Below are 25,349 nucleotides of genomic sequence, written 5' to 3' on the forward strand. Positions count from 1 at the left end.
CCTCCCGGAACGTGAATGGCGAAGGCCCGGAGGGGCTCAGTAGACGTTCAGCCGCTGGCTGAACCAGCGCATGACGGTGAACACCCAGGGCCACAGCAAGGCACTGACCAGCGCCGGAAAGAGGAACAGCAGGGTCGGCGGACGATTGCCGGTCAGGGTATTGAGCCACAGCTGGACCAGCTGGGCCAGACCGAACACCACCAGCAACACCAGGCTCTGCTGCCAGACCGGGAACATGCGCAGGCGCTGATGCAGCGACATCAGCATGAACACGATCAGCGCCAGCACCAGGGCATTCTGCCCCAGTGGCGTACCGTAGAGCACGTCGGCGGCCAGACCGAGCAGCCAGACGCGGGTCATGCCGACCCGCTGGGGGGCGGCCAGCGACCAGTAGCCGATCACCAGTCCCAGCCACAGCGGCCGGCCGACGCTCATGAACTCGGGCATCGGCGCCACGCTGAGCAGCAGGCCGATCACCAGGCTGAACCAGACGAACCAGCCATTGCGGGAACGGATGTTACCCACCATCAGTGTGCTCCTTCGGCGGCTACGGGCGGCGCCCCAGGCGGCGCCGGCGCGTCCGTGGCGGCCGGTGGCGGCGCACTCGCAGCGGGAACCGCAGCGTCGGCCGCTGCACCCGCTGCGGGGGCTGGCCCCGCCGCCGGCGCACCGCCGGCGGCGGCCTCGCGATCGGCGGCCTCCTGGGCCAGCGCCGCATCGACGGCGCGCTGCTCCGGCGAGCGCCGATCGCTGAACACCAGCAGCAGGTAGCGGCTGCGGTTGAGACGGGCGGTGGGTAGCGCACGCACCACGGCGAAGGGCTGGCCGGAGTCGTGGTTCACTTCCTTGACTGTCGCCACCGGATAGCCGGCCGGGAAGCGCTGATCGAGGCCGGAACTGACCAGCAGGTCGCCCTCTTTGATGTCGGCGGTATCGGCCACATGGCGCAGCTCGAGCTGCTCGGGGTTGCCGGTGCCGGCGGCGATGGCGCGCAGGCCGTTGCGATTGACCTGCACGGGAATGCTGTGGGTGGTATCGGTGAGCAGCAGCACGCGCGCGGCGTAGGGCATCACCTCGACCACCTGGCCCATCAGGCCGAGAGCATCGAGCACCGGCTGACCGAGAAACACGCCATCCTTCTCGCCCTTGTCGATCAGGATGCGATGGGTGAAGGGATTGGGGTCGATGCCGATCAGCTCGCTGACCAGCACCTGCTCGTCGACCAGCGCCGCCGAGTTGAGCAGCTCGCGCAGGCGCACGTTCTGCTCGGTGAGGGTGGCCAGCTTCTGCAGGCGACGCTGCAGCAGCAGCGCCTCGGCCTTGAGCTTCTCGTTTTCGGCGATCAGCTCGTCACGGCTGCTGAACTGCTGGCTGACCCCCTCCCACAGGCGCAGCGGCCGCTCGGCCAGCCAGTAGAAGGGGGTGAGCACCTGCGCCATGTGGCTGCGCAGCGGCTTGAGCACATCGAAGCGGGCGTCCACGACCATCAGCGCGATCGACAGGACGATCAGCACCAGCAGGCGGATGCCCAGCGCGGGGCCCTTGGCAAAAAGCGGTTTGATGGCTCACCCCGGCATCAGGTGCTGCCCACCGATCACTCGGTGGAAAGCAGATCCATGGAGTGGCGATCCATCATCTCCAGGGCGCGACCACCGCCCCGGGCGACACAGGTCAGCGGATCCTCGGCGACGATCACCGGCAGGCCGGTTTCCTGGGCCAGCAGCTTGTCGAGGTCGCGCAGCAGCGCGCCGCCGCCGGTCAGCACCAGGCCGCGCTCGGCGATGTCCGAAGCCAGCTCCGGCGGCGACTGCTCCAGGGCGCTCTTCACCGCCTGGACGATGGCGGCCAGCGACTCCTGCAGCGCCTCGAGCACCTCGTTGGAGTTGAGGGTGAAGCTGCGCGGCACGCCCTCGGCCAGGTTGCGACCGCGCACGTCGATCTCGCGGACTTCGCTGCTCGGGAAGGCGGCACCGATTTCCTGCTTGATCCGCTCGGCGGTGGCCTCGCCGATCAGGCTGCCGTAGTTGCGGCGCACGTAGGTGATGATGGCTTCGTCGAAACGGTCGCCGCCAACCCGCACGGACTCGGCGTAGACCACGCCGTTGAGGGAAATCAGCGCGATCTCGGTGGTGCCGCCGCCGATGTCGACGACCATCGAACCACGCGCCTCGTCCACCGGCAGGCCGGCACCGATGGCGGCCGCCATCGGTTCCTCGATCAGGAACACCTCGCGGGCGCCGGCACCGAGCGCCGACTCGCGAATGGCGCGGCGTTCGACCTGGGTCGACTTGCACGGCACGCAGATCAGCACGCGCGGGCTCGGCTGCATGAAGCTGTTCTCATGCACCTTGTTGATGAAGTACTGCAGCATCTTCTCGCAGACGCTGAAGTCGGCGATCACGCCATCCTTCATCGGCCGGATGGCCGAGATGTTGCCCGGGGTACGGCCCAGCATGCGCTTGGCCTCGGTACCGACGGCGACCACGCTCTTCTGATTGTTGCCGCTGGTGCGAATGGCGACCACCGACGGCTCGTCGAGCACGATGCCGCGCTCGCGTACATAAATAAGGGTGTTGGCAGTACCCAGGTCGATCGACAGATCGCTGGAAAACATGCCGCGCAGTTTTTTCAACATGGGAGGAAAAACCCTGGGGGAACGCGTGGCTAAAAGTGCGGCAGACTCTAACAACGGCAGGGATTTTGGGCAAGGCGCACATATGTTAGATTGCTCGCTTTTCCGGGCCTCCATGGCCCTCAATCGCGGCCTTTGACCGCCATTTGGCGGTTTATGTTCCCCCGCCTTGCCTGCCGGTCATTCGTCGCCTTTCCGCTGGAGACACCTGATGGCGCTCGAACGCTCCGACGTGGAAAAGATCGCCCACCTGGCCCGCCTGGGGTTGGCCGAGGTCGAGATTCCGCGCACCACCGAGACCCTCAACAACATCCTCGGCCTGATCGACCAGATGCAGGCGGTCGACACCGACGGCATCGAGCCGCTGGCCCACCCGCTGGAAGCCACCCAGCGCCTGCGCGCCGACGTGGTGACCGAGACCAACCGTCGCGACGCCTACCAGGCCATCGCCCCGGCCGTGGAAAACGGTCTGTATCTGGTTCCCAAGGTGATCGAGTGATGCATCAACTGACTCTGGCGCAAATCGCCCGCGGCCTGGCCGCCAAGGACTTCTCCGCCGTCGAACTGAGCACGGCCCTGCTGGCGCGCATCGCGGCGCTCGACCCGCAGCTCAACAGCTTCATCACCGTCACCGCCGACCAGGCGCTGGCCCAGGCCGCCGCCGCCGACGCGCGCCGCGCCGCCGGCGAGAGCGGCGCCCTGCTCGGCGCGCCGATCGCCCACAAGGACCTGTTCTGCACCGAGGGCGTGCTGACCACCTGCGCCTCGAAGATCCTCCATAACTTCAAGGCACCCTACGACGCCACCGTGGTGGCCAAGCTCGCCGCCGCCGGCACGGTCAGCCTCGGCAAGCTGAACATGGACGAGTTCGCCATGGGCTCGGCCAACGAGTCCAGCCACTACGGCGCGGTGAAGAATCCGTGGAACCTTGAGCGCGTGCCCGGCGGCTCCTCCGGCGGTTCGGCGGCTGCCGTGGCCGCCCGTCTGATTCCCGCCGCCACCGGCACCGACACCGGCGGCTCGATCCGCCAGCCGGCGGCGCTGACCAACCTCACCGGCCTCAAGCCGACCTACGGTCGCGTGTCGCGCTGGGGCATGATCGCCTACGCCTCCAGCCTCGACCAGGGCGGCCCGATCGCCCGCAGCGCCGAGGACTGCGCCCTGCTGCTGGCCGGCATGGCCGGCTTCGACGCCAAGGACTCCACCTGCGTCGACGTCCCGGTGGACGACTACCTGGCCGAGCTGAACCAGCCGCTGGCCGGCCTGCGCATCGGCCTGCCCAGGGAGTACTTCGGCGCCGGCCTCGACAGCCGCATCGCTGCTGCCGTACTCGCCGTCGTGGAAGAGCTGAAGAAGCTCGGTGCCAGCGTGAAAGAGATTTCCCTGCCGAACACGCAGCACGCGATCCCCGCCTACTACGTGATCGCCCCGGCCGAGGCCAGCTCCAACCTGTCGCGCTTCGACGGCGTGCGCTTCGGCTACCGCTGCGAGAACCCGGTCAACCTCGAGGACCTGTACAAGCGCTCGCGCGGCGAGGGCTTCGGCGCCGAAGTGCAGCGGCGCATCATGGTCGGCACCTACGCGCTGTCCGCCGGCTACTACGACGCCTACTACCTGAAGGCGCAGAAAATCCGCCGGCTGATCAAGAACGACTTCGTCGCCGCGTTCGACGAGGTCGACCTGATCGTCGGCCCAACCACGCCGAACCCGGCCTGGAAGCTCGGCGAGAAGAGCAGCGATCCGGTGTCGGCCTACCTGGAAGACATCTACACCATCACCGCCAACCTCGCCGGCGTTCCCGGCCTGTCCATGCCGGCCGGCTTCGTCGACGGCCTGCCGATCGGCGTGCAGCTGCTGGCGCCGTATTTCCAGGAGGCGCGCCTGCTCAACGTGGCGCACCAGTACCAGCAGGTGAGCGACTGGCACACCCGCGCCCCGGCCGGATTCTGAGGACGATACACATGCAATGGGAAACCGTGATCGGGCTGGAAATCCACGCCCAGCTCAGCACCCGCTCGAAGATTTTCTCCGGTAGCGCCACCACCTTCGGCGCCGAACCGAACACCCAGGCCAGTCTGGTCGATCTGGGCATGCCCGGCACCCTGCCGGTGCTCAACGCCGAAGCGGTGCGCATGGCCTGCCAGTTCGGCCTGGCGATCGACGCCGAGATCGCCGCCAGCAACGTCTTCGCGCGCAAGAACTACTTCTACCCCGACCTGCCCAAGGGCTACCAGACCAGCCAGATGGACCACCCCATCGTCGGCAAGGGCTTCCTCGACATCACCCTGGAAGACGGCACCAGCAAGCGCATCGGCATCACCCGCGCGCACCTGGAAGAGGACGCCGGCAAGAGCCTGCACGAAGACTTCCACGGCATGACCGGCATCGACCTCAACCGCGCCGGCACGCCGCTGCTGGAGATCGTCTCCGAGCCGGACATCCGCTCGGCCAAGGAAGCGGTCGCCTACGTCAAGGCGATCCACGCCCTGGTGCGCTACCTGGGCATCTGCGACGGCAACATGGCCGAAGGCTCGCTGCGCTGCGACTGCAACGTCTCGGTGCGCCCCAAGGGCCAGGCCGCGTTCGGCACCCGCGCCGAGATCAAGAACGTCAACTCGTTCCGCTTCATCGAGAAGGCGATCAACTTCGAGGTGCAGCGGCAGATCGAGCTGATCGAAGACGGCGGTACGGTGGTGCAGGAAACCCGCCTGTACGACCCCAACAAGGACCAGACGCGCTCGATGCGCAGCAAGGAGGAAGCCAACGACTACCGCTACTTCCCCTGCCCCGACCTGCTGCCGGTAGTGATCGAGCGCAGCTTCCTCGAGGAAATCCGTGCCGGGCTGCCGGAGCTGCCGGTGCAGAAGCGCGAGCGCTTCGAGCGCGAGTTCGCCCTGTCGGCCTACGACGCCAGCGTGCTGTCCGCCAGCCGCGAACTGGCCGACTACTTCGAGGCCGTGCTCGCGGTCTGCGGCGACGCCAAGCTGGCCGCCAACTGGGTGATGGGCGAGCTGTCCAGCCTGCTCAACAAGGACAACCTGGAAATCGACCAGTCGCCGGTGTCCGCCGCACAGCTGGGCGGCCTGATCCTGCGCATCAAGGACAACACCATCTCCGGCAAGATCGCCAAGATGGTGTTCGAGGCCCTGGCCGCCGGCGAAGGCGCCAGCGCCGATGAGGTCATCGAGAAGAAGGGCCTCAAGCAGGTCACCGACTCCGGCGCCATCGAGGCGATGCTCGACGAGGTGCTGGCCGCCAACGCCGAGCAAGTCGAGCAGTACCGCGCCAGCGACGAAGCCAAGCGCGGCAAGATGTTCGGCTTCTTCGTCGGCCAGGCGATGAAGGCCTCCAAGGGCAAGGCCAACCCCGGCCAGGTGAACCAATTGCTCAAGCAGAAGCTCGAAGGGTAAGCCAACGCCAACGCCGGGTTCGCCCGGCGTTGTGCCATCTACAGGTATCCCCGATGAAACAACTGCTCCTCGCCACCCTGCTCATCCTGCTGGCCGGCTGTGCCAGCCGCGACCAGGCCGCCGACCCCGGCGGCTATCGCGGCGAAGGCAAGGCCTCCTACTACAGCAGCCGTCACCATGGCCGGCGCACCGCCAGCGGCGAGCGTTTCGACATGCACGCCCTGACCGCCGCCCACCGCCAGCTGCCGTTCGGCAGCCGGGTGCGGGTCACCAACCTGCACAACCAGCGCAGCGTGGTGGTGCGCATCAACGACCGCGGCCCCTACGCCCGCGGGCGGATCATCGACCTGTCACGTGCGGCCGCCGAACGCCTCGGCATGCTGCGCAGCGGCGTGGCGCCGGTACGCGTCGAGCAGCTGGCGGACTGAGCCGCCCGCCCACGCAGCACGCGGTAACACTCGACGGCCGGCAAACACTGGCGGCGTCACGATAAACCGTTAAGCTTGCGCAAATTTTTTGCGGAGTCTGCAAGCAATGACCCTGATGACCTTCGTCTACCTCATCGCCGGCCTGGTGCTGCTGGTCGCCGGCGCCGAAGTGCTGGTGCGCGGCGCCGCGCGCTTGGCCGCCCAGTTCGGCATCCCGCCGCTGATCATCGGCCTGACCGTGGTGGCGTTCGGCACCAGCGCACCGGAAACCGCAGTGAGCGTGCAGGCCGCGCTGAATGGCAGCGGCGACATCGCCATCGGCAACGTGGTCGGCAGCAACATCGCTAACGTCCTGCTGATCCTCGGCCTGTCGGCGCTGGTCGCGCCGCTGATCGTCTCGCGCCAGCTGATCCGCCTCGACGTGCCACTGATGATCGGCGCCAGCCTGGTGACCTGGGCGCTGGCCATGGACGGCAGTCTTGGCCGCCTGGATGGCGCCCTGCTGTTTGGCGGCGTGGTGGCCTACACCCTGTTCCTGATCATCGGCAGCCGTCGCGACAAGGCGGCCGCCAGCGGCGACGAGTTTGCCGACGAGTTCGGCCTGCACGAGACGCCCAAGCCCTACGCCTGGGCGATCAACCTCGCCCTGCTGGTCGCCGGCCTGGTGCTGCTGGTCGGCGGTTCCAACCTGCTGGTCGAAGGCGCCGTGACCCTGGCCAAGGCGCTGGGCCTGTCCGAGCTGGTGATCGGCCTGACCATCATTGCCGTCGGCACCTCGCTGCCGGAGCTGGCCACCTCGATGATCGCCGCCTTCAAGGGCGAACGCGACATCGCCGTCGGCAACGTGGTCGGCAGCAACCTGTTCAACCTGCTCTGCGTACTGGGCCTGGCCTCGCTGGTCTCGCCGCTGCCGATCAACGTCTCGGCCAACGCCCTGTCGTTCGACTTCCCGGTGATGATCGCCGTGGCGGTGGCCTGCCTGCCGATCTTCTTCGCCGGCTACCGGATCAATCGCTGGGAGGGCGCCCTGTTCGTCGCCTACTACGCCATCTACACCACCTGGCTGATCATGCACAGCACCGACGCCCCCGGCCTCGGCATGTTCAGCCAGGCCATGCTGTGGTTCGTCCTGCCGCTGACCGCGATCACCCTGCTGGTGATCGGTGGGCGGGCCTGGAAGCTGCAGCGCTGAAGCGCCAGCCAATGCGCCCGGCAATCGGGCGCATTGGCCTCGGGGTCACCGCGCGACTGCTCAGGCCTCCTGGGCCTGCAGATGCGGCAGCTCCAGCACCTTGGTCTCGTCGTCCAACCGGGTGAGCTTGCCGTCGACCACCGCGCCATTTTCCATGCTCAGCTGGCGATAGCTGATGTTGCCGCACACCCGTGCATTGGAGTGCAGCTCGAGCAGGTGCTCGACCAGCAGATCGCCGACGATGGTGCCGTCGATCAGTGCGTCATAACTGCTCACATTGCCCTCGATGCGGCCTTCGGCGCTGAGCGCCAGCAGGCTGTGGGTGCCCGTCTTGTGGGTGATGTTGCCCTTGAACACACCGCTGACCTTGAGACCTTCCTCGAACTCCAGATCGCCGGTCATCGACACGTTGCCGGAGATCAGGCTGGAGAACTTGTCGATCGACACCCGTGAAGCCGACTTCTTACTGCTGAACATCACCTTGCTCCCGAATGACTAGTGGTTGTTTTTCTGCTGACGGAAAAAGGCCAGATCCGTCTGCAAGCGCTTGACCTGCGCCGTCATCTGCGCAATCCGCCGCAACAGCTGCTCCTCGGTGGCCTTAGCCTCCTGTCGCTGCAGGCGGCTCTGTTCCAGCGTCGCCTTGAGGCTGCGATTTTCCTCGACCAGAGCAGCAAGCCGGGTCTCCTCGGCATTGCCGCCGTCGAGACGCAGCAGCAGCGCCGCAGCGATCAGGCACAGCACGAGGAACACCGCCCATCGCCACAGGCGGCCGCCGCGGGCGACCAGCAGGCGGTGCTCGGCACGCACCAGCTCGCGGGTGGAAGGCTTTCTAGTCGAGGGCCACAGCATCGGCATCGCGCTCCATCTCGCCCAGCGCCAGGAAACGCTGCGGGTCGACGAAGCGACCGTGGCGCAGCACCTCGAAATGCAGGTGAGGCCCGGTGGAACGCCCGGTCGAGCCGACCGCCCCGATCCGCTGTCCCGGCGTCACCACCTCACCCTTGCGCACATCCATGCGGGAAAGATGGGCATAACGGGTCACCAGGCCATTGCCGTGGTCGATCTCCAGCAGCTTGCCATAGCCGCCATTGCGCCCGGCGAATCGGACCCGGCCGCCAGCCGCGGCCAGCACGGCGGCACCGGTGTGGATGGAAAAGTCCACCCCGGAATGGAAGGCCAGATGCCGGTTGAACGGATCGACGCGGTTGCCGAAGGCCGAGCCGAAGCGGGCCTGCGCCACCACCGGGCGGCGCGACGGAATCGTCATCAGCGCGGCATTGCGCTTGGCCACGCTCTCCAGCAGCCCGTCGAGCACGCTGCGCAGACAGCGCGTCGCCTCCTCGGTGCGCGGCAGATCCGCGAGAGAGGGCGCCTGCCCTTGCAGCGACTCGCCGGAGCAACCTTGCGGCGGCAGCAGCACACCGCCCTGGCCGGCCCCGCCGCGCTTGTCCGGCACCAACGCCGGCAGCAGCGCCGGATCCAGGCTCGATACCTCGCGGGTCAGCTTCTTGTGCTCGCCGAGCATTTTCCCCAGCGCCAACACATCCGACTCCAGCGACTTCAGGCGACCGACCAGGACACCGACGCGGTCGATGGCGAAGCGGTCTTCCGCGCTGGGCACGGCCTCGACCTCGGCAAGCGGTGGCTGTGCCGGGCTCAGGCCGCGGCCAACCCAGACCCCCCCGACAAACACCCCGAGGTTCAACACGAGCAGCGCGCCCAGAGCCGGGGCCAGCAGACGACGCAAACTGACGACCTTGATGGCGTCGCGCGTCAGGGAGCGGCTCGACGGCGAAAATAACTTCATGGTGGACTCCCCAGAAAACAAAGCGGCCTGCCCGGTGGGGGGCAAGCCGTTGAGTACCAAGGGGGATTTTGCGCAAATGGCAGTTTTTTTCTGAGGCCTGCTGGGCGATTACGAGAATTTCCTGGCTTTCCTGGCGAAATAAGCTACCGGCAGGCGCTCTCAGCCGCCGCCCGCCGGCGCACGCTCGCGGGATCCAACCCACCCCGCCGGCACGCCAGCCAGGCCCAGGATTCATTCACCCCTGGCGCCGACGCTCGCCCCTTAGCGGCCGGGAAGCCGGCGCTGCGTCGCTCAGCGGCGTACCGGACGCTTCTGCAGCTTGCGCTGCAGGGTGCGCCGATGCATGCCCAGGGCGCGGGCGGTGGCGGAGATGTTGCCGTCGTGCTCGGTCAGCACGCGCTGGATGTGCTCCCACTGCAGGCGATCCACCGACATCGGGTTTTCCGGCACCAGGCTGTCGAGATCGGCATGTTCGGAGAGCAGTGCCGCCAGCACGTCGTCGGCGTCCGCCGGCTTGCACAGGTAGTTGCAGGCGCCACGCTTGATCGCCTCCACGGCGGTGGCGATGCTCGAGTAGCCGGTGAGAATCACCACGCGCATCTCGCCGTCCAGCTCGAGCAGCTTGGGCAGCAGCACCAAGCCGGAGTCGCCGTCCATCTTCAGGTCGAGCACCGCGTAGTCGGGGAGGTCGCGTTCGGCCAGCGCCAGCCCCTGCTCCGCCGAATTGGCCACCGACACGCGCAGGCCGCGTCGGCTCATGGCGCGCGCCAGCACGCGGGTGAAGGTCTCGTCGTCGTCCACCAGCAGCAGATGCGGCTGTTCTTCCGTATCGAACAGGGCTTCTTCGCTCATTTCATTCCTCGCAAGGCAGGTTCGGCGTTCAGGCGACGCCGTAATTGCGCGGCAGGCGCAGCTCGGTGAGCGTGCCGCCTTCTTCGTGATTGTAGAGTTTCACTGTACCACCGACGCGGGTCACGCTGGCCTGACTGAGGAACAACCCCAGCCCGAAGCCCTTGCCGCGGCTCTTGGTGGTGAAGAACGGCTTGCCGAGTTGCTCGGCGATCGCCAACGGCACGCCGACGCCATGGTCGCGGATGCTCAGGCAAATCTCCCGCGCATCCCAGTCGAGGCGGATGTCGAGCTTGTCCGGGCAGGCATCGGCGGCATTGTTGAGCAGGTTGAGCAGCGCCTGGCTGAGATCGGTCGGCGGCATCAGCCGCGGCGGCGTGCCGACGCCCAGGCACTGGTAGCGATAGGTCGCCTCGGGACGCATCAGGTGCCAGCGGCGCAGCACCGCCTCCAGCCATTCGTTGACGCCCTGCTCGCTGATCGACTGGCGGCGCTCGGCCTCGGCGGCGCGCACCAGCTGCTGCAGGGTGTCCTTGCACAGCTTGACCTGCTCCTGCAGCAGGGCCAGATCCTCCTGCAGCGCCGGCTCGTCGCGGTGCTCCTGGCGCAGTTCCTTGAGCAGCACGCTCATGGTCGCCAGCGGGGTGCCCAGCTCGTGGGCGGCACCGGCGGCCTGGGTCGCCACGGCGAGCAGCTGCTGGTCGCGCATGCCCTCCTCGCGACGCTCGGCGCGCAGCTGCTCCTGACGGCGCAGCCCCTCGGCCATCTTGGCGACGAAGAAGGTGATCATCACCGCCGCCAGGGCGAAGCTCAGCCACATGCCGTAGATCACCAGGCTCTCGCGCGGACCGGCGGGGATCTCCAGCGGGTGCGACCAGAGCAGCAGCAGGGTGTAGCTGGCCAACGCCAGGCCGGCCAGGGTGAGGGTGTGCAGCCAGGGTAGGGTCGCCGCGGCGATGGTCAGCGGCACCAGGTAGTAAGAGACGAAGGGATTGCTCGAGCCGCCGGTGTAGTACAGCAGCAGGCTGTGAATCACCAGGTCGCAGCCCAGCTGCACCGCGTACTCCAGCTCGGTGACCGGCCAGGAGGCGCGCAGGCGCAGGGCGGTGAAGATGCTCAGCAGCGCCGAAACGCCGAGGGTGATGCCCAGCTCGGTCCACGGCAGCTCGAGCTTGCCGGACAGCCAGGCAAAACCGACCGAGCCGGCCTGGGCGGCCAGCACGAGCAGACGGATCAACACCAGCCGGCCGAGGTTCTGCAGACTGGCGGAAAGTAACTGAACGGGCGCTTGCATGAGGGATTCCGGAAACTGGGCAGAGTATAACCAGCGCACCGGCCCGCCGGCTGCGGCAAATACGCGCGGCGCTACAGCTCGCCGCCCAAAATTACCGACAGCGTTGCCCCGAGGTCGGGGCTCCCAGCAGTAGCGCAAGCGCCGCATCGAACCTGTAGGAGGCGCGACCCGCGGCGAATGCGGGCCGCAGGGCCGCCTGCCGATTCAAACAAGCTTCGCCCTGAGGTCGAACCTCCCACAAGAGCAAGCGCCACCCCTGCTCGCCGCGGAACCCGCGCCCCGGCGCCCAGTCCTATCCTCGATTGCCGGCTATCCTTGCCCGGTAACGTTCCGCCCGACAGGAGTCCCCATGTCCCATCTGCCCCGCCTCGCCGCCCTGCTCGTCCTCGGCGCCAGCCTGCACAGTCTGCCGCTCCACGCCGAGGAGCAACCACGCTACAACCAGGTCAGCCTGCGCGCCGAGGTCAACCGCGAGGTGGCCCACGACCGCATGCACGTCACCCTCTACAGCGAGGCGCAACTCAACGACCCGAGCAAGCTGGCGGCGCAGATCACCGCCACGCTCAATCGCGCCGTGACCCGCGCGCGTGCCGTCAAGCCGGTCAGTGTCAGCCTCGGCAGCCGGCACAGCTATCCGGTCTACGACGAGAAGGGTCGCAAGATCATCGCCTGGCGCGAACGCGCCGAACTGCGCCTGGAAAGCGCCGACTTCGCCGCCCTTGCCCAGCTCAGCGGCGAACTGCTCGACGAGCTGCAGATGGCCGACATGCACTTCAGCCTGTCCAGCGACAACCGCAAGCAGCACGAGGAGCAACTGCTCAAGGATGCCGTGGCCGCCTTCAAGGCCCGCGCCCAACTGGTCAGCGAAGCCATGGGCGCGCGCAGCTACCGGCTGGTACGCCTCGACCTCAACGCCAGCGGCGCCCCGCGCCCGCCGCTGATGCGCGCCATGGCGATGAAGGACATGAGCATGGAAAGCGCACCGGCACCGCAGATCGAGGCCGGCAACAGCGAGCTGGCAGTCAACGCCGACGGCGTGATCGAGATACAGATGCCCTGAGCGGACAGCCTCCCGCGGGCAGGCCATGGGAGGCCTGTAGGAGGCGCGAGCTCGCGGCGATACGGACCGCAGGCCCGCCGAAGGGCAAAGAGCTTCGCCCCGAGGTCGGGCCTCCCACAATCCGCCCCCGCGTCGCTACAGATGCGCCTCCGCATACTCCGCCAGCACCGAGCGCGGCACGCCCTGCAGGGTGATGTGCACGCCGTGGGGGAAGTCCTTGAAGCGCTCGGTCAGGTAGGTCAGCCCCGAGCTGGTGGCCGACAGGTAGGGCGTGTCGATCTGCGCCAGGTTGCCCAGGCAGACCACCTTGGAGCCGGTGCCGGCGCGGGTGATGATGGTCTTCATCTGGTGCGGCGTGAGGTTCTGGCACTCGTCGATGAGGATCAGGCTCTGCTGGAAGCTGCGCCCGCGGATGTAGTTGAGCGATTTGAACTGCAGCGGCACGCGCTGGAGGATGTAGTCGACGCTGCCGTGGGTGCTCTCGTCATCCATGTGCAGGGCCTCTAGGTTGTCGGTGATGGCGCCGAGCCACGGCTCCATCTTCTCCGTCTCGGTGCCCGGCAGGAAACCGATGTCCTCGTCCAACCCCTGCACACTGCGGGTGACGATGATGCGCCGGTAGCGCTTGCTGACCATGGTCTGCTCGATGGCCGCGGCCAGCGCCAGGATGGTCTTGCCCGAACCGGCCGCGCCGGTCAGGTTGACCAAGTGGATGTCCGGATCGAGCAGCGCGTACAGCGCCAGCGCCTGGTAGATGTCGCGCGGCTTGAGCCCCCAGGCCTCCTGGTGCAGCAGCGGCTCCTGGTGCAGGTCGAGCAGCAGCATCTGCCGCTTGTCGACCTCCTTGATCCAGCCGACGAAGCCCTGTTCGTCGACGATGAACTCGTTGACGTGCACGTTCGGCAGGCTGCCGTTGAGCTGCACGCGGTGCACGGTGCGGCCGATTTCCTGGCGGGTGTCGACCTTGCCGACCTTCTGCCAGAACGAGCCGCCGACCTCGTGATAACCGCGCGGCAGCAGCGCCACGTCATCCACCAGCTGGTCGGTGTGGTAGTCCTCGGCCGCCACCCCGCAGGCGCGCGCCTTGAGGCGCATGTTGATGTCCTTGCTGACCAGCACCACCTCGACATCCGGTCGGCGACCCTGCAGTTCCACCAGTTGGTTGATGATCTTGTTGTCGTTGAGGTGTTCCGGCAGGCCGCTGAGGGCGGTATCCAGACGGCTCATGAGGATCGACAGACTGCCGCGTGGCGCGCCCTTGCCACGCTGGATCGGCACCCCCTGCTCGACCTGTTCCGGGTTGGCCTCGCCGAGCAGCTGGTCGATCAGGCGGATCGCCTGACGACACTCGGCGGCCACGCTGTGCTTGCCGGCCTTCAGATGATCGAGCTCCTCGAGCACGGTCATCGGAATGGCCACGTGGTGTTCCTGGAAATTCAGCAGAGCATTCGGATCGTGAATCAGGACATTGGTATCGAGCACATACAGCCGGGGATGCGTGGTTCTACTGGCACTTTTATCCATGGTCGGTCACCTCAATCCTGTCGGTCATGCGACGGAATGCCCGCAGGCGCTCCGCCACCCAGGTCGCCGTCCCGTCGTAGCGCGACATTCCGCGGCGACCAGTCCCCCACATAGCGTCCCAACGATTACAAGAAAGTTACCACCACCGAACTGCCGCTCCTCCTCCGTGAACTGTTGCTGATCTGAGTCTAGTCGCCCGCATGCCCCTGAGCGCAATTCCAGAGCGGCCATGCACCTTGAGCCTACTGCTAGAATCGCCCGACAGCCAGAGGAGACCCGCAATGCTGATGGTGATTTCCCCCGCCAAGACGCTCGACTACACCACCGCGCCGGTGACCGCGCGGCACACCCTGCCCGAGCACCTCGCGCACTCCGCCGAGCTGATCGCCCAGCTGCGCGAGCTAACCCCGGCGCAGATCGCCGAGCTGATGCACCTCTCCGACAAGCTCGCCGGCCTCAATGCCGCGCGCTTTGCGCAGTGGTCGCCGGAGTTCACTGTGGAGAATGCCAAGCAGGCCCTGCTCGCCTTCAAGGGCGACGTCTACACCGGACTGGATGCCGAAAGCTTCAGCGAGAACGACTTCGACTTCGCCCAGCAGCACCTGCGCATGCTCTCCGGCCTGTACGGCGTGCTGCGCCCGCTCGACCTGATGCAGCCCTACCGCCTGGAAATGGGCACCAAGCTGGCCAACGCCCGCGGCAAGGATCTCTATGCCTTCTGGGGCGAGCGGATCAGCGAGTGGCTCAACGAGGCGCTGGCCGCCCAGGGCGACGACATCCTGCTCAACCTCGCCTCCAACGAGTACTTCGGCGCGGTCAAGCGCAAGGCGCTCAAGGCACGGATCATCGACACCGAGTTCAAGGATCTGAAGAACGGCCAGTACAAGATCATCAGCTTCTACGCCAAGAAGGCCCGCGGCCTGATGGCCCGCTACGTGATCCAGAACCGCCTGCGCGATCCCGAGGCGCTCAAGGGCTTCGACCTCGCCGGCTACGCTTACGCCCAGGCCCAGTCGAGCGCGGACAAGCTGGTGTTCCTGCGCGACGGCGCCGAGGACTGACACTCGCACGAGGAGACCCCATGCTGATCGGCGCCCTGCTTACCTTCACCTGGCTGGTCCTGCTGGTCCGCTATCCGACCCGGGCCGTACCGATCTCGCTGGCCGCGCTGTTCGCCCTGGGCCTGGTGGCGCTGTGGGTGATCTGGCAGGACAACCGCGAGCAGCGCCGCCTCGAGCAGATCGAATTCAGGCTGGAACTGGACGGCAACTGTCCTGGCGACCGGCCGCTGCGGGCGCAGTTGCGCAACGGCAGCGATGCCGGCCTGCACGACCTGCGCTGGCAGGTCGGCGCCTACCAGCCCGGCGACAGCATCAACCTCGCCGACAGCCGCTACGACAGCCCCCGCTACCGCGCCCCACACACCCTGCTGCCCGGCAGCGACTGGTCGGAGTGCCTGCCGCTGCCGCCGCTGCGTCCGGGCTATCGTGCCGAATCGCTGGAGTTTCGTGCCGAGCGGCTGCGCGGACGCTTTGGCGAGTGAACCGTTTGCCGCTGGCGGCTCAGGATCGGTCGCCCAGGCTCGTCGAATCGCCCGCCTTGATCCGCCCAGGCACATCCGCCGGCGGCGAGGGAAACTTGGTCGAGGCATAGCGCACCACCAGCGTGGCCATCGCCAACAACAGGATCGCGCCGCAGACCATGACGATGCCCATGTTCGGCTTGTGGTTGTGCTGGATATCGGCAATCAGCAGCCGGGTCAGCGCGGTGATCGCCACATAGATCAGAAAGCGCACCGGCATGTGGTTGGTCTTGAAGTAGATACCCACCATCGCGCCCAGCTCGAGATAGATGAACAGCAGCAGGATGTCGTCGATGGTCGCCTGGCCGCGCTCGAGCATGCCGAAAAAGGTCAACCCCGCCGCCCAGGCCACCGCCCCGCCGATGGCGAACAGCGCCAGATAGTGGAAGCCCTCCACCAGCAGGTTGCCCAGGGCATCGGCCTGGTTGTGCATGGCGTGGCGCAGGCGTTCGGCCCAATGCGGTTTCATGGTGCTTCCCCCGGAAGATTGATGAGGGAATCAGGCCATAGCGACTGGTGGAATGACAAGCCACCAAGCAGACAGAATCCCCCCTCATCTCGAAGCGCGCGAACATACCTCGCGACGGGCGCATGCTCCTTACGTGGCAGGGATAAAGTCTGTGACCTTCCGTGCCTCCAGATCGAAACAGACCGACCCAGTCTGGTAGGAGCTTTCAAGGTCCACACGCAGGCAGGAGCCGTTTTCAGCCTGGTCTCTGGTACGCAGAACCTTCATCAGTGCTTGGGAATCGCTGGGTAGTTCACGGTAGAGCTCCACTCGCTGCTGCAGTGGTGTCTCACCGTTGAGCAGCGCCCGGGTGTGCTGCGCGAGAAAATCGGCCTTGCTCGCCGGGACCTCAACATAAAAGAATTTCGGCGCCCAACCGGCTATATCCTCCAGAGCCTGGGATCCGAGCCCCGCCTGCCGGTAATCCTCGCGATTGAGCACGTAGAGGGTATCGAACACATGCACCACGACCAGCGGGCGGGCTTGGGAAACAACATAACAGCCACCGACCAGCGCCAGCACCTGGAGCAGACCAATCACCGACAGGTCCCTGACCAGTTCCGCCCTCGGCTTGCACGGATTGAACACAATTAGGGTGAGGCAGGGACCAAGTACCAGATCCACTACGGCAATGATCCGTAGCCCCTCCCAGCCACCGGCGGCCAGGAACAAACCTCCCGGAAACAACCAGGAAAGTACTAACATGGCCAGCACAGCAAAGACCAGTAAGCTGGCCAGCAGATGGATCACAACAGCGCCCCAACGACTTACCGACTTCGTCATACCCATCTCAACCGAGACTCCAAACAGCTGCAAATTGAATCTTCCCCATAAAGCAGAAGCCCCCTTGTAGAAGGGGGCTTCTGCTTATAGCAAGGTAAGTCGCGCCAGGCACTTAAGAAGATCAGACGCGACTCTCTCAGCTTAGCGGCACTCGCTCGGCGCGAACTGAGCCGGCAGGGCAACAGTTGCTGCGGTGATTACCGGCAGACTACGACCAGTGCCGGATACGGCATTGGTGGAAGATGCACAACCCCAGTCGATGGAGCCGGTTACACCAGTAGTGAAGCTTGTAGCTACCGGAGTCGGAGTGCCGGCAGCGCCCATCACGTAAGGGGTATATACCAGAGCGGAGTCCGCCGGAATGTTACCGACGTTGGTTTCGTCGAACTGAACGGTCACTTCGCCAGTGGTACCGTTAATCTGCACGGAGGTCACATACTTGCTGGTTGCACCAGCACCGCCGGCCTGGGCATTCCAGGTGGTAGCCGCGGCAGCCAGCTCGGTAGAAGTACCGGAGGCCTCCCCGATAATCTGCTTGGCGCTGGATGCCAGCCCCACGCCTTCAGTTACACGGGCGCGAATGGTGTAGTCTTGGTAGGCCGGCAGGGCAACGGCGGCCAGGATGCCGATGATCGCGACCACAATCATCAATTCAATCAGGGTAAAGCCTTTCTGCATTTGCGCTTTCATCGGTAGTGCTCCTTGGAAAGAGAGAGAGGTCTTGCGGACCTGAATGGATCAATGCAGCCGGCGTGCCAACTTTTACAAAGGCGCATTTTAAGGCCTGGGCAGGACTGCACCGCAAGACGGCAGGTCAACCTGCGCCAGGAACTGCCGTTTTTTGTCACACAAAGCGCAGGGGTTTGGCAGCAGGACGGCATTGCGCTATAAGGCAGCCACCGGATTAGCAGGTTGCCCACCCCCATGAACGACTCCATCGCCCTCACCGGCCTGGCCCGTCAGCTGGTATTCGCCGAGCTGCTGGATGCCAAGACCGCACAGCAGGCGCAGGCCGAAGCGCTGCGCAACAAGATCCCGCTGGTCAGCCATCTGGTGCAGAACAAGCTGGTTAAGCCGCGCGCGCTGGCCGAGATGGCCGCCGAGCAGTTCGGCCTGCCGCTGCTGGAGCTGAAGGCACTGGACAAGGAGCAGCAACCCAAGGAGCTGGTCAGCGAGAAGCTGATCCGTGAGCACCGCGTACTGCCGCTGCTGCGCCGCGGCAACATCCTGTTCGTCGGCGTCTCCGACCCCACCAACCAGCAGGCCATCCGCGACATCCAGTTCAGCACCGGGCTGACCGTGGAATCCCTGCTGGTGGAGGACGACAAGCTCGGCGAGGCCATCGACAAGTTCTTCGACAGCGGTGCCAGCGGCATGGAGGATCTCGGCGATGTCGACCTAGACGGGGTGGACATCGAGCAGGGTGGCGAAAAGAAGGAGGAGGCGGTGGCCGGCAGCGATGCCGACGACGCGCCGGTGGTCAAGTTCGTCAACAAGATGCTGCTGGATGCCATCCGCGGCGGCTCCTCCGACCTGCACTTCGAGCCTTACGAAAAGAACTATCGGGTACGCTTCCGTACCGACGGCATGCTCCACGAGGTGGCCAAGCCGCCGATCCAGCTGGCCAGCCGTATCTCGGCACGCCTGAAGGTGATGGCTGCCATGGATATTTCCGAGCGGCGCAAGCCGCAGGACGGCCGGATCAAGCTCAAGGTCTCCGCCAACAAGGCCATCGACTTTCGCGTGAACACCTGCCCGACGCTGTGGGGCGAGAAGATCGTCATGCGGATTCTCGACCCCTCCAGCGCACAGATGGGCATCGACGCGCTGGGCTACGAGGAAGTGCAGAAGGAGTTGTATCTCAAGGCGCTGAGCCAGCCGCAGGGCATGATCCTGGTCACCGGCCCGACCGGCTCGGGCAAGACCGTTTCCCTGTATACCGGCCTGAACATCCTCAACACCCCGGACATCAACATTTCCACCGCCGAAGACCCGGTGGAGATCAACCTGGAAGGCATCAACCAGGTCAACGTCAACCCCAAGCAGGGCATGGACTTCACCCAGGCGCTGCGTGCCTTCCTGCGCCAGGACCCAGACGTGATCATGGTCGGCGAAATCCGCGACCTGGACACCGCCTCGATCGCCGTCAAGGCCGCGCAGACCGGCCACATGGTGATGTCCACCTTGCACACCAACAGTGCCGCCGAGACCCTGACCCGCCTGCGTAACATGGGTGTGCCGTCGTTCAACATCGCCACCTCGGTCAACCTGATCATCGCCCAGCGCCTGGCCCGCCGCCTGTGCCCGGTCTGCAAGAAGGTCCACGACGTTCCGCGCGAGGCATTGCTGGAGGAAGGCTTCCCCGCAGAGCAGATCGGCAAGTTCAAGCTCTATCAGCCGGTCGGTTGCGATGCGTGCAAGGGCGGCTACAAGGGCCGAGTAGGTATTTATGAAGTGGTTAAAATCACGCCGGCCCTGCAGCGCATTATCATGGAAGAAGGAAATTCCATCGATATCGCGGCCAAGGCTCGCGAGGAAGGCTTCAACGATCTGCGCACCTCGGGGCTGCTCAAAGCCATGCAAGGCATGACCAGCCTCGCGGAAGTCAACCGTGTGACCAAGGATTAACCATGGCGGCCAAACCGTTACAGAACAGCACCTTCGTCTGGGAAGGTACCGACCGCAAGGGCGCGAAGGTCAGGGGCGAGACCAGCGGTCTGAACCCCAACCTGGTCAAGGCCCAGCTGCGCAAGCAGGGCATCAACCCGCTCAAGGTCAAGAAGAAGGCCGGCTCGCTGCTCGGCAAGGGCAAGGCGATCAAGCCAATGGACATCGCCCTGTTCACCCGCCAGATGGCGACCATGATGAAGTCCGGCGTACCGCTGCTGCAGTCGTTCGACATCATTGCCGACGGCGTGGAAAACCAGAACATGCGCGCCCTGGTGCTGGAAGTAAAGCAGGAAGTCGCCGCCGGCAACAGCCTGGCGACCTCGCTGCGCAAGAAGCCGCTGTACTTCGACGACCTCTACTGCAATTTGGTTGACTCCGGCGAGCAGGCCGGTGCATTGGAAGCCTTGCTGGATCGGATCGCCACCTACAAGGAAAAGACCGAAGCGCTGAAGGCCAAGGTCAAAAAGGCAATGACCTACCCGATCGCGGTACTGGTGGTGGCGCTGATCGTTTCGGCCATCCTGCTGATCAAGGTGGTGCCACAGTTCGAGAGCGTGTTTGCCAACTTCGGCGCCGAACTACCGGCGTTCACCCAGATGGTGATCAACCTATCCGAGGTGGTGCAGGAGTGGTGGTTCATTTGGCTGATCGGGATCGTGGGAGCCCTCTTCGCGTTTAAGAAGGCTCACCAGCGCTCGGAAAAACTTCGCAATCAGGTGGATCGCTCCCTGCTGAAGCTGCCCCTGATCGGCGATATCACCTACAAGAGTGCGGTGGCGCGGTTTGCACGAACCCTGTCCACTACCTTCGCCGCCGGCGTCCCGCTGGTGGAAGCGCTGGACTCGGTAGCCGGTGCCGCTGGCAACGTGGTATTCCGCGATGCGGTCAATCGGGTCAAACAGGACGTCTCCACCGGCATGCAGCTGAACTTCTCCATGCGCTCCACGGGCGTATTCCCGGCCATGGCCGTGCAGATGACCTCGATCGGCGAGGAGTCCGGCTCGCTGGACGGCATGCTGGACAAGGTGGCCGAGTACTACGAGGCGGAAGTCGACAACATGGTAGACAACCTGACCACCCTGATGGAGCCGATGATCATGGCCGTTCTGGGCGTACTGGTCGGCGGCCTGATCATCGCCATGTATCTGCCGATCTTCCAGCTGGGCTCAGTCGTCTGAATCATGAATATTGCCGAGCTTCTGGCCAGCAGTACGCTGGTTCTGGTTTTTTGCGTCACCGTGCTCGGCCTGATGGTCGGCAGCTTTCTCAACGTGGTGGTCTATCGCCTGCCGATCATGATGCAGCGCGACTGGCGATCCCAGGCGCGTGAAGTGCTTGAACTGGAGAGCGACGAGCCGAGCGAGCGCTTCAACCTGTTGCTGCCGGACTCCAGCTGCCCACACTGCGGGCACCAGATCCGCGCCTGGGAGAACATCCCGATCGTCAGTTGGCTGCTGCTGCGCGGTCGCTGCTCGGGCTGCAAGGCGCCGATCAGCAAGCGCTATCCGCTGGTGGAACTGACCTGCGGGGTACTCTCTGGTTATGTCGCCTGGCATTTCGGCTTCACCTGGCAGGCCGGCGCCGTGCTGCTGTTGAGCTGGGGACTGCTGGCGATGAGCCTGATCGACGCCGACCATCAACTGCTGCCGGATGTGCTGGTGCTGCCGCTGCTGTGGCTGGGGCTGATCGTCAACCAGTCGGGCCTGTTCGCCTCGCCGAGCGATGCCTTCTGGGGCGCTGTGGCCGGCTATCTCAGCCTGTGGTCGGTGTACTGGCTGTTCAAGCTGGTGACCGGCAAGGAAGGCATGGGCTACGGCGATTTCAAGCTGCTGGCGATGCTTGGCGCCTGGGGCGGCTGGCAGATCCTGCCGCTGACCATCCTGCTATCGTCGGTGGTCGGCGCGGTGTTTGGCCTGATCATCCTGCGTATGCGCAGCGCCGAAAGCGGCACTCCGCTGCCCTTCGGCCCCTACCTGGCCATCGCCGGTTGGATCGCCCTGCTGTGGGGTGATGAGATCACCGGCAGCTATCTGCGCTTTGCCGGGATGAGTTGAGCGCGCCAGAAGATCAAGAGTTTCGCCCCGAGGGCGGGCCTCCTACAAGAGCAAGAGCCACCGCGGCTCTGTAGGAGGCCGCGTCGCGCACGAATCCCGTAGGCTTGCGCCTCCGTATGGATTGCACGGCCTTGCGGCGATGCCGGTCGCAGGACCATCCTCACGCATCTGCGGCTGGCTCCCCGTAGCCACGACAGGGATAATGCGTCCATAGCAGCAACGGACACTCCCCATGAAACCCTGGATTCTCGGCCTGACCGGCGGCATCGGCAGTGGCAAGAGCGCGGCAGCCAGTCATTTCGGTAGCCTCGGCGTACATCTGGTGGATGCCGATCAGGCCGCCCGCTGGGTGGTGGAGCCCGGGCGGCCGGCACTTACCCATATCGTCGACCGCTTCGGCGAGCAGATCCTCCAGGGCGATGGCGCGTTGGATCGCGCGGCGCTGCGCACACGGATCTTCCAGGCGCCGGAAGAGCGCCAGTGGCTGGAGCAGCTGCTGCATCCGCTGATCCGCGAGGAAATCCGCAACGTGCTGGACGAGGCGCGCTCGCCCTATGCCATCCTGGTCTCGCCGTTGCTGGTGGAGTCCGCCGCACAGCGGCAGATGAGCCAGCGCGTGCTGGTGGTGGATGTACCCGAGCAGGTGCAGATCGAGCGTACCGTGCAACGCGACCAGGTGCCGGAAGAGCAGGTACGCGCCATCCTGCAGGCCCAGGCCAGCCGCGAGGAGCGCCTGCGCCACGCCCACGACGTGCTGGTCAACGACCGCGACCTGGCCTGGCTGCAGCGCGAGGTGGAGCGCCTGCACGAATTCTATCTGAGCCTTCAAGGAGGCCAGTCATGAACACGAAAAAGCCGCTGACCGTAGCCTGTCCGACCTGCGCCGCCCCGGTGGAGTGGAGCGCCGACAACCCCTATCGGCCGTTCTGCTGCGAGCGCTGCAAGCTGATCGACCTCGGCGCCTGGGCGGCCGAGGAGCATGCGATTCCCGGCGACAGCCTGGAGGATGACCTGTTCAGCGGAGAGCTGGACGCCCCACGGCACTGAGCACCCGCGCCCGCTCGCGTAGAAGGCCTGCCCTCGGGACGAAGCCCTCGAGCCCTGGCGACCTCACGGCCGCATCGCCGCGGGGTCGCGCCTCCTACAAGGAACGATGCGGGCTCTTGCTCTTGTGGGAGGCCCGCCCTCGGGGCGAAGCTTTCGATCTCTGGAGACCCCACGGCCCATCGCCGCGGGGTCGCGCCTCCTGCAAGGAACGATGCGGGCTCTTGCTCTTGTGGGAGGCCCGCCCTCGGGGCGAAGCTCTTGAACTCTGGCGCCCCCACGACCGCATCGCCGCGGGGTCGCGCCTCCTACACGGTTCTCAGCACGCCCGGGCCACTACAGCCACGGCGGTGGCGGTTCCTCGCGCTGCGGCAGGGCATCTTCGGCTGCGAGGGCTGCCTGGCGGCGCTCCTCGTCGGCCAGCGCGGCGTTGATCTCGCGCATCACCGCATCGACGTCGGCCTCTTCCTCCGGCTCCTCGAACTCGCCGGTCAGCTCGCTGGTCGGGGTCAGCTTGCCTTCCTCGTACAGTGCCCACATTTCCTTGGCATGCTTGCAGGTCAGCAATTCGGGCGCGAAGTGGCCGAAATAGGCGTTCATGTTGGCGACATCGCGCTCGAGCATGCTGAACGCATGGTTGTTGCCGGCGGCATCCACGGCCTGCGGCAGGTCGATCACCACCGGACCGTCCGGGCCGAGCAGCACGTTGAACTCCGACAGGTCGCCATGCACCAGCCCGGCGCAGAGCATCAGCACCACCTGGCGGATCATGAAGGCGTGGTACTCGCGGGCCTGCTCGGGCGTCAGTTCGACGTCATTGAGGCGCGGCGCGGCATCGCCATCGGCACCGGCCACCATCTCCATCAGCAGCACGCCATCGAGAAAGTCGTAGGGCTTGGGCACGCGCACGCCGGCGCTGTCCAGGCGGTACAGCGCAGCCACCTCGGCGTTCTGCCAGGCCTCTTCCTGCTCCTTGCGCCCGTGCTTGCTGCCCTTGGCCATGGCCCGCGCGTCGCGACTGTTGCGCACCTTGCGGCCTTCCTGGTACTGGGCCGCCTGGCGGAAACTGCGCTTGTTGGCCTCCTTGTAGACCTTGGCGCAGCGCAGCTGATTGCCGCAGCGCACCACATACACGGCTGCTTCCTTGCCGCTCATCAGCGGACGCAGCACCTCGTCGATCAGGCCGTCCTCGGCCAGTGGCTCAAGGCGTTTTGGTGTTTTCATCAGTTTTTATAGGGCTCGCACTTGCCTGGAAAAATCCTGTCATCTTATACGGCAATTGGCCGGCGCGGCGTAGCAATTGCCGGCAGACTTGCTGCTTTGCCGACGAAAGCCGAAGCTATGCTCCATCAAGGAGCGCCCATGAACATCGACGAACTGACCCGCCGCCTGCACGCCATCCGCGACCACAACGACTGGCGGCGCTTTCACAGCCCGAAGAACCTGGCCATGGCCGCCAGCGTGGAGATGGCCGAGCTGGTGGAAATCTTCCAGTGGCTGAGCGAGGACGAGGCGCGCAGCCTGCCGCCCGCCCAACTCGAGCACGCCGGTCAGGAGATCGGCGACGTGGTGCTCTACCTCCTGCTGCTGTGCAGCGAGCTGGGCCTCGACCTGGACAGCGTGGTGCGCGCCAAGCTGGCCGACACCGAACGGCGCTACAAGTCATGAGTGGCCCCGACATGCACCAGCCCGCCCACCACGACCGCCACTTCGACGAACTGGCCACCCGCTTTGCCGAGAAGATCTACGGCGGCGCCAAGGGCGCGATCCGCCTCGCCGTGCTGCAGGCCGACCTCAAGGAAGTGCTGCCCGCACGCCCGCTGCGGGTGCTCGACGTCGGTGCCGGCCTCGGCCACATGAGCCTGTGGCTGGCCGGCCACGGCCACCAGGTGACCCTCGCCGAGCCGGCGGCACCGATGCTCGACGGCGCCCGCGCGCGCTTTGCCGATGCGGGCTGCGAGGCGACCTTCGTCCAGGCACCCTGGCAGGAGCTGCTCGGCCAGTGCAGCGAGCCCTTCGACCTGGTGCTCTGCCACGCCGTACTGGAATGGCTGGCCGAGCCGCCGGCGATCCTGCCGGTGCTGCACCAGCTCACCGCCCCCGACGGCTGGCTGTCGCTGGCCTTCTACAACCGCGACGCGCTGATCTATCGCAACCTGCTCAAAGGCCATTTCCGCAAGCTGCGCAAGGAGCGCTTCGCCGGCGAGGGCCAGAGCCTGACCCCGCAGTGCCCGCTCGACCCGCGCGAGCTGGCCGGACAACTCGACGACTGGTTCCGGGTCGAACAGCAGAGCGGCGTGCGGGTGTTCCACGACTACATGCCGGTCGAGTTCCAGGCCCGCGCCGAGCTGACCGACCTGCTGGAGATGGAGCTGGCACACCGTCGCCATCCCGCCTTCACCGGCCTCGGCCGCTATCTGCACTGGCTGTGCCGGCCGCAGCCCTGAGCGGCCATTGAAACCAGGGGCAGGTGGCCGCAAGCTGGGCGCTGCCCCACCCGATATCCGGA

28 protein-coding genes are annotated in these 25,349 nt (G+C 65.9%); 15 read left to right on the forward strand and 13 right to left on the reverse strand.

The genetic code is table 11. The features are described 5' to 3' along the window. Positions 1 to 36 precede the first annotated feature (36 nt). The 3 genes from mreD to mreB are packed head-to-tail and all read right to left on the reverse strand — an operon-like array spanning position 37 to position 2,635. Complete coding sequence (gene mreD / locus BM297_RS00895; RefSeq protein ID WP_092427380.1) at positions 37 to 528, reverse strand: rod shape-determining protein MreD; 492 nt, start codon at positions 526 to 528, stop codon at positions 37 to 39. Next, positions 528 to 1,562 (reverse strand): rod shape-determining protein MreC, encoded by a 1,035-nt coding sequence (gene mreC / locus BM297_RS00900; protein WP_092427382.1) that lies wholly within the window; start codon positions 1,560 to 1,562, stop codon positions 528 to 530. Before mreC ends, mreD begins: the two co-directional genes overlap by 1 nt. Before the next feature lie 32 nt (positions 1,563 to 1,594). Further along, positions 1,595 to 2,635, reverse strand: coding sequence for a rod shape-determining protein MreB (gene mreB / locus BM297_RS00905; RefSeq protein WP_092427384.1), 1,041 nt, complete (start codon positions 2,633 to 2,635; stop codon positions 1,595 to 1,597). 208 nt (positions 2,636 to 2,843) lie between these two features. On the opposite strand from mreB, the gene gatC reads away from it, so the two are divergent. The 5 genes from gatC (at position 2,844) to BM297_RS00930 (ending at position 7,662) form a co-directional block, all read left to right on the forward strand. Beyond that, entirely contained in the window at positions 2,844 to 3,131 is a 288-nt protein-coding gene (gatC, locus tag BM297_RS00910) for an Asp-tRNA(Asn)/Glu-tRNA(Gln) amidotransferase subunit GatC (RefSeq protein ID WP_090305770.1), read from the forward strand. Next, positions 3,131 to 4,582 (forward strand): Asp-tRNA(Asn)/Glu-tRNA(Gln) amidotransferase subunit GatA, encoded by a 1,452-nt coding sequence (gene gatA / locus BM297_RS00915; RefSeq protein ID WP_092427386.1) that lies wholly within the window; start codon positions 3,131 to 3,133, stop codon positions 4,580 to 4,582. The genes gatC and gatA overlap by 1 nt, the downstream gene beginning before the upstream one ends. Positions 4,583 to 4,593: 11 nt before the next feature. After that, positions 4,594 to 6,042: an Asp-tRNA(Asn)/Glu-tRNA(Gln) amidotransferase subunit GatB gene (gene gatB, locus BM297_RS00920; RefSeq protein WP_092427388.1), complete on the forward strand. Its 1,449-nt coding sequence runs from the start codon at positions 4,594 to 4,596 to the stop codon at positions 6,040 to 6,042. A 53-nt stretch (positions 6,043 to 6,095) separates the two neighbouring features. Then, on the forward strand, positions 6,096 to 6,470 hold the full coding sequence (locus BM297_RS00925) for a septal ring lytic transglycosylase RlpA family protein (RefSeq protein ID WP_092427390.1): 375 nt from the start codon (positions 6,096 to 6,098) through the stop codon (positions 6,468 to 6,470). A gap of 106 nt (positions 6,471 to 6,576) precedes the next feature. Continuing rightward, complete coding sequence (locus BM297_RS00930; RefSeq protein WP_092427392.1) at positions 6,577 to 7,662, forward strand: calcium/sodium antiporter; 1,086 nt, start codon at positions 6,577 to 6,579, stop codon at positions 7,660 to 7,662. A gap of 60 nt (positions 7,663 to 7,722) precedes the next feature. On the opposite strand, the gene BM297_RS00935 is transcribed toward BM297_RS00930, so the two are convergent. The 5 genes from BM297_RS00935 to BM297_RS00955 all read right to left on the reverse strand — a co-directional run bounded on the left by BM297_RS00935 (position 7,723) and on the right by BM297_RS00955 (position 11,615). Beyond that, complete coding sequence (locus BM297_RS00935; RefSeq protein ID WP_092427394.1) at positions 7,723 to 8,139, reverse strand: bactofilin family protein; 417 nt, start codon at positions 8,137 to 8,139, stop codon at positions 7,723 to 7,725. An 18-nt stretch (positions 8,140 to 8,157) separates the two neighbouring features. Further along, positions 8,158 to 8,472 (reverse strand): hypothetical protein, encoded by a 315-nt coding sequence (locus tag BM297_RS00940; RefSeq protein WP_245768176.1) that lies wholly within the window; start codon positions 8,470 to 8,472, stop codon positions 8,158 to 8,160. Positions 8,473 to 8,494: 22 nt separating this feature from the next. Beyond that, positions 8,495 to 9,472 (reverse strand): M23 family metallopeptidase, encoded by a 978-nt coding sequence (locus tag BM297_RS00945; RefSeq protein WP_092427396.1) that lies wholly within the window; start codon positions 9,470 to 9,472, stop codon positions 8,495 to 8,497. A 291-nt stretch (positions 9,473 to 9,763) separates the two neighbouring features. Further along, positions 9,764 to 10,324, reverse strand: coding sequence for a response regulator transcription factor (locus BM297_RS00950; protein ID WP_092427398.1), 561 nt, complete (start codon positions 10,322 to 10,324; stop codon positions 9,764 to 9,766). Positions 10,325 to 10,352: 28 nt separating this feature from the next. Next, positions 10,353 to 11,615 carry an ATP-binding protein gene (locus tag BM297_RS00955; RefSeq protein ID WP_092427400.1) on the reverse strand — a complete coding sequence of 421 codons (1,263 nt, stop codon included), beginning with the start codon at positions 11,613 to 11,615 and terminating at the stop codon, positions 10,353 to 10,355. A gap of 349 nt (positions 11,616 to 11,964) precedes the next feature. Between BM297_RS00955 and BM297_RS00960 the strand changes: the two genes are divergently transcribed. Further along, complete coding sequence (locus tag BM297_RS00960) at positions 11,965 to 12,675, forward strand: SIMPL domain-containing protein (RefSeq protein WP_092427402.1); 711 nt, start codon at positions 11,965 to 11,967, stop codon at positions 12,673 to 12,675. A gap of 135 nt (positions 12,676 to 12,810) precedes the next feature. On the opposite strand, the gene BM297_RS00965 is transcribed toward BM297_RS00960, so the two are convergent. Beyond that, positions 12,811 to 14,199 carry a PhoH family protein gene (locus BM297_RS00965; RefSeq protein ID WP_092427404.1) on the reverse strand — a complete coding sequence of 463 codons (1,389 nt, stop codon included), beginning with the start codon at positions 14,197 to 14,199 and terminating at the stop codon, positions 12,811 to 12,813. A 281-nt stretch (positions 14,200 to 14,480) separates the two neighbouring features. Between BM297_RS00965 and yaaA the strand changes: the two genes are divergently transcribed. Both yaaA and BM297_RS00975 read left to right on the forward strand, forming a co-directional pair. Beyond that, positions 14,481 to 15,260, forward strand: coding sequence for a peroxide stress protein YaaA (gene yaaA, locus BM297_RS00970; RefSeq protein WP_092427406.1), 780 nt, complete (start codon positions 14,481 to 14,483; stop codon positions 15,258 to 15,260). Positions 15,261 to 15,280: 20 nt separating this feature from the next. Then, positions 15,281 to 15,742 (forward strand): multidrug transporter, encoded by a 462-nt coding sequence (locus BM297_RS00975; RefSeq protein WP_092427408.1) that lies wholly within the window; start codon positions 15,281 to 15,283, stop codon positions 15,740 to 15,742. A gap of 19 nt (positions 15,743 to 15,761) precedes the next feature. On the opposite strand, the gene BM297_RS00980 is transcribed toward BM297_RS00975, so the two are convergent. From BM297_RS00980 to BM297_RS00990, 3 genes are all read right to left on the reverse strand, one after another. Then, positions 15,762 to 16,250 carry a phosphate-starvation-inducible protein PsiE gene (locus tag BM297_RS00980; protein ID WP_092427410.1) on the reverse strand — a complete coding sequence of 163 codons (489 nt, stop codon included), beginning with the start codon at positions 16,248 to 16,250 and terminating at the stop codon, positions 15,762 to 15,764. A 129-nt stretch (positions 16,251 to 16,379) separates the two neighbouring features. After that, positions 16,380 to 17,072 carry a hypothetical protein gene (locus BM297_RS00985; protein WP_139230996.1) on the reverse strand — a complete coding sequence of 231 codons (693 nt, stop codon included), beginning with the start codon at positions 17,070 to 17,072 and terminating at the stop codon, positions 16,380 to 16,382. Positions 17,073 to 17,213: 141 nt separating this feature from the next. Then, positions 17,214 to 17,762 (reverse strand): pilin, encoded by a 549-nt coding sequence (locus BM297_RS00990; protein ID WP_092427414.1) that lies wholly within the window; start codon positions 17,760 to 17,762, stop codon positions 17,214 to 17,216. 234 nt (positions 17,763 to 17,996) lie between these two features. On the opposite strand from BM297_RS00990, the gene pilB reads away from it, so the two are divergent. The 5 genes from pilB (at position 17,997) to yacG (ending at position 22,843) form a co-directional block, all read left to right on the forward strand. Next, a complete protein-coding gene (gene pilB, locus BM297_RS00995; protein ID WP_092427416.1) occupies positions 17,997 to 19,700 on the forward strand; it encodes a type IV-A pilus assembly ATPase PilB in 1,704 nt (567 codons plus the stop codon). 2 nt (positions 19,701 to 19,702) lie between these two features. Beyond that, a complete protein-coding gene (locus BM297_RS01000) occupies positions 19,703 to 20,920 on the forward strand; it encodes a type II secretion system F family protein (RefSeq protein ID WP_092427418.1) in 1,218 nt (405 codons plus the stop codon). 3 nt (positions 20,921 to 20,923) lie between these two features. Continuing rightward, entirely contained in the window at positions 20,924 to 21,796 is an 873-nt protein-coding gene (locus BM297_RS01005) for a prepilin peptidase (protein WP_092427420.1), read from the forward strand. A gap of 232 nt (positions 21,797 to 22,028) precedes the next feature. After that, complete coding sequence (gene coaE, locus BM297_RS01010; protein ID WP_092427422.1) at positions 22,029 to 22,640, forward strand: dephospho-CoA kinase; 612 nt, start codon at positions 22,029 to 22,031, stop codon at positions 22,638 to 22,640. Beyond that, on the forward strand, positions 22,637 to 22,843 hold the full coding sequence (gene yacG, locus BM297_RS01015; RefSeq protein WP_092427424.1) for a DNA gyrase inhibitor YacG: 207 nt from the start codon (positions 22,637 to 22,639) through the stop codon (positions 22,841 to 22,843). The genes coaE and yacG overlap by 4 nt, the downstream gene beginning before the upstream one ends. Positions 22,844 to 23,176: 333 nt before the next feature. Here the strand turns inward: yacG and BM297_RS01020 are convergent, their stop codons facing one another. Then, entirely contained in the window at positions 23,177 to 24,064 is an 888-nt protein-coding gene (locus tag BM297_RS01020) for a PA4780 family RIO1-like protein kinase (protein ID WP_092427426.1), read from the reverse strand. A 138-nt stretch (positions 24,065 to 24,202) separates the two neighbouring features. Here BM297_RS01020 and BM297_RS01025 point away from each other — a divergent pair, with 138 nt between their 5' ends. Both BM297_RS01025 and BM297_RS01030 read left to right on the forward strand, forming a co-directional pair. Next, the gene (locus BM297_RS01025; protein WP_092427428.1) at positions 24,203 to 24,508 is read left to right on the forward strand and encodes a MazG-like family protein; all 306 of its coding nucleotides are present in this window, start codon (positions 24,203 to 24,205) and stop codon (positions 24,506 to 24,508) included. A gap of 11 nt (positions 24,509 to 24,519) precedes the next feature. Further along, positions 24,520 to 25,287 carry a methyltransferase domain-containing protein gene (locus tag BM297_RS01030; RefSeq protein WP_092427430.1) on the forward strand — a complete coding sequence of 256 codons (768 nt, stop codon included), beginning with the start codon at positions 24,520 to 24,522 and terminating at the stop codon, positions 25,285 to 25,287. The last annotated feature ends 62 nt before the right edge of the window (positions 25,288 to 25,349 follow it).

It is taken from the genome of Geopseudomonas sagittaria, from assembly GCF_900115715.1.
In the GTDB taxonomy this organism is placed as follows: Bacteria; Pseudomonadota; Gammaproteobacteria; order Pseudomonadales; family Pseudomonadaceae; genus Geopseudomonas; species Geopseudomonas sagittaria.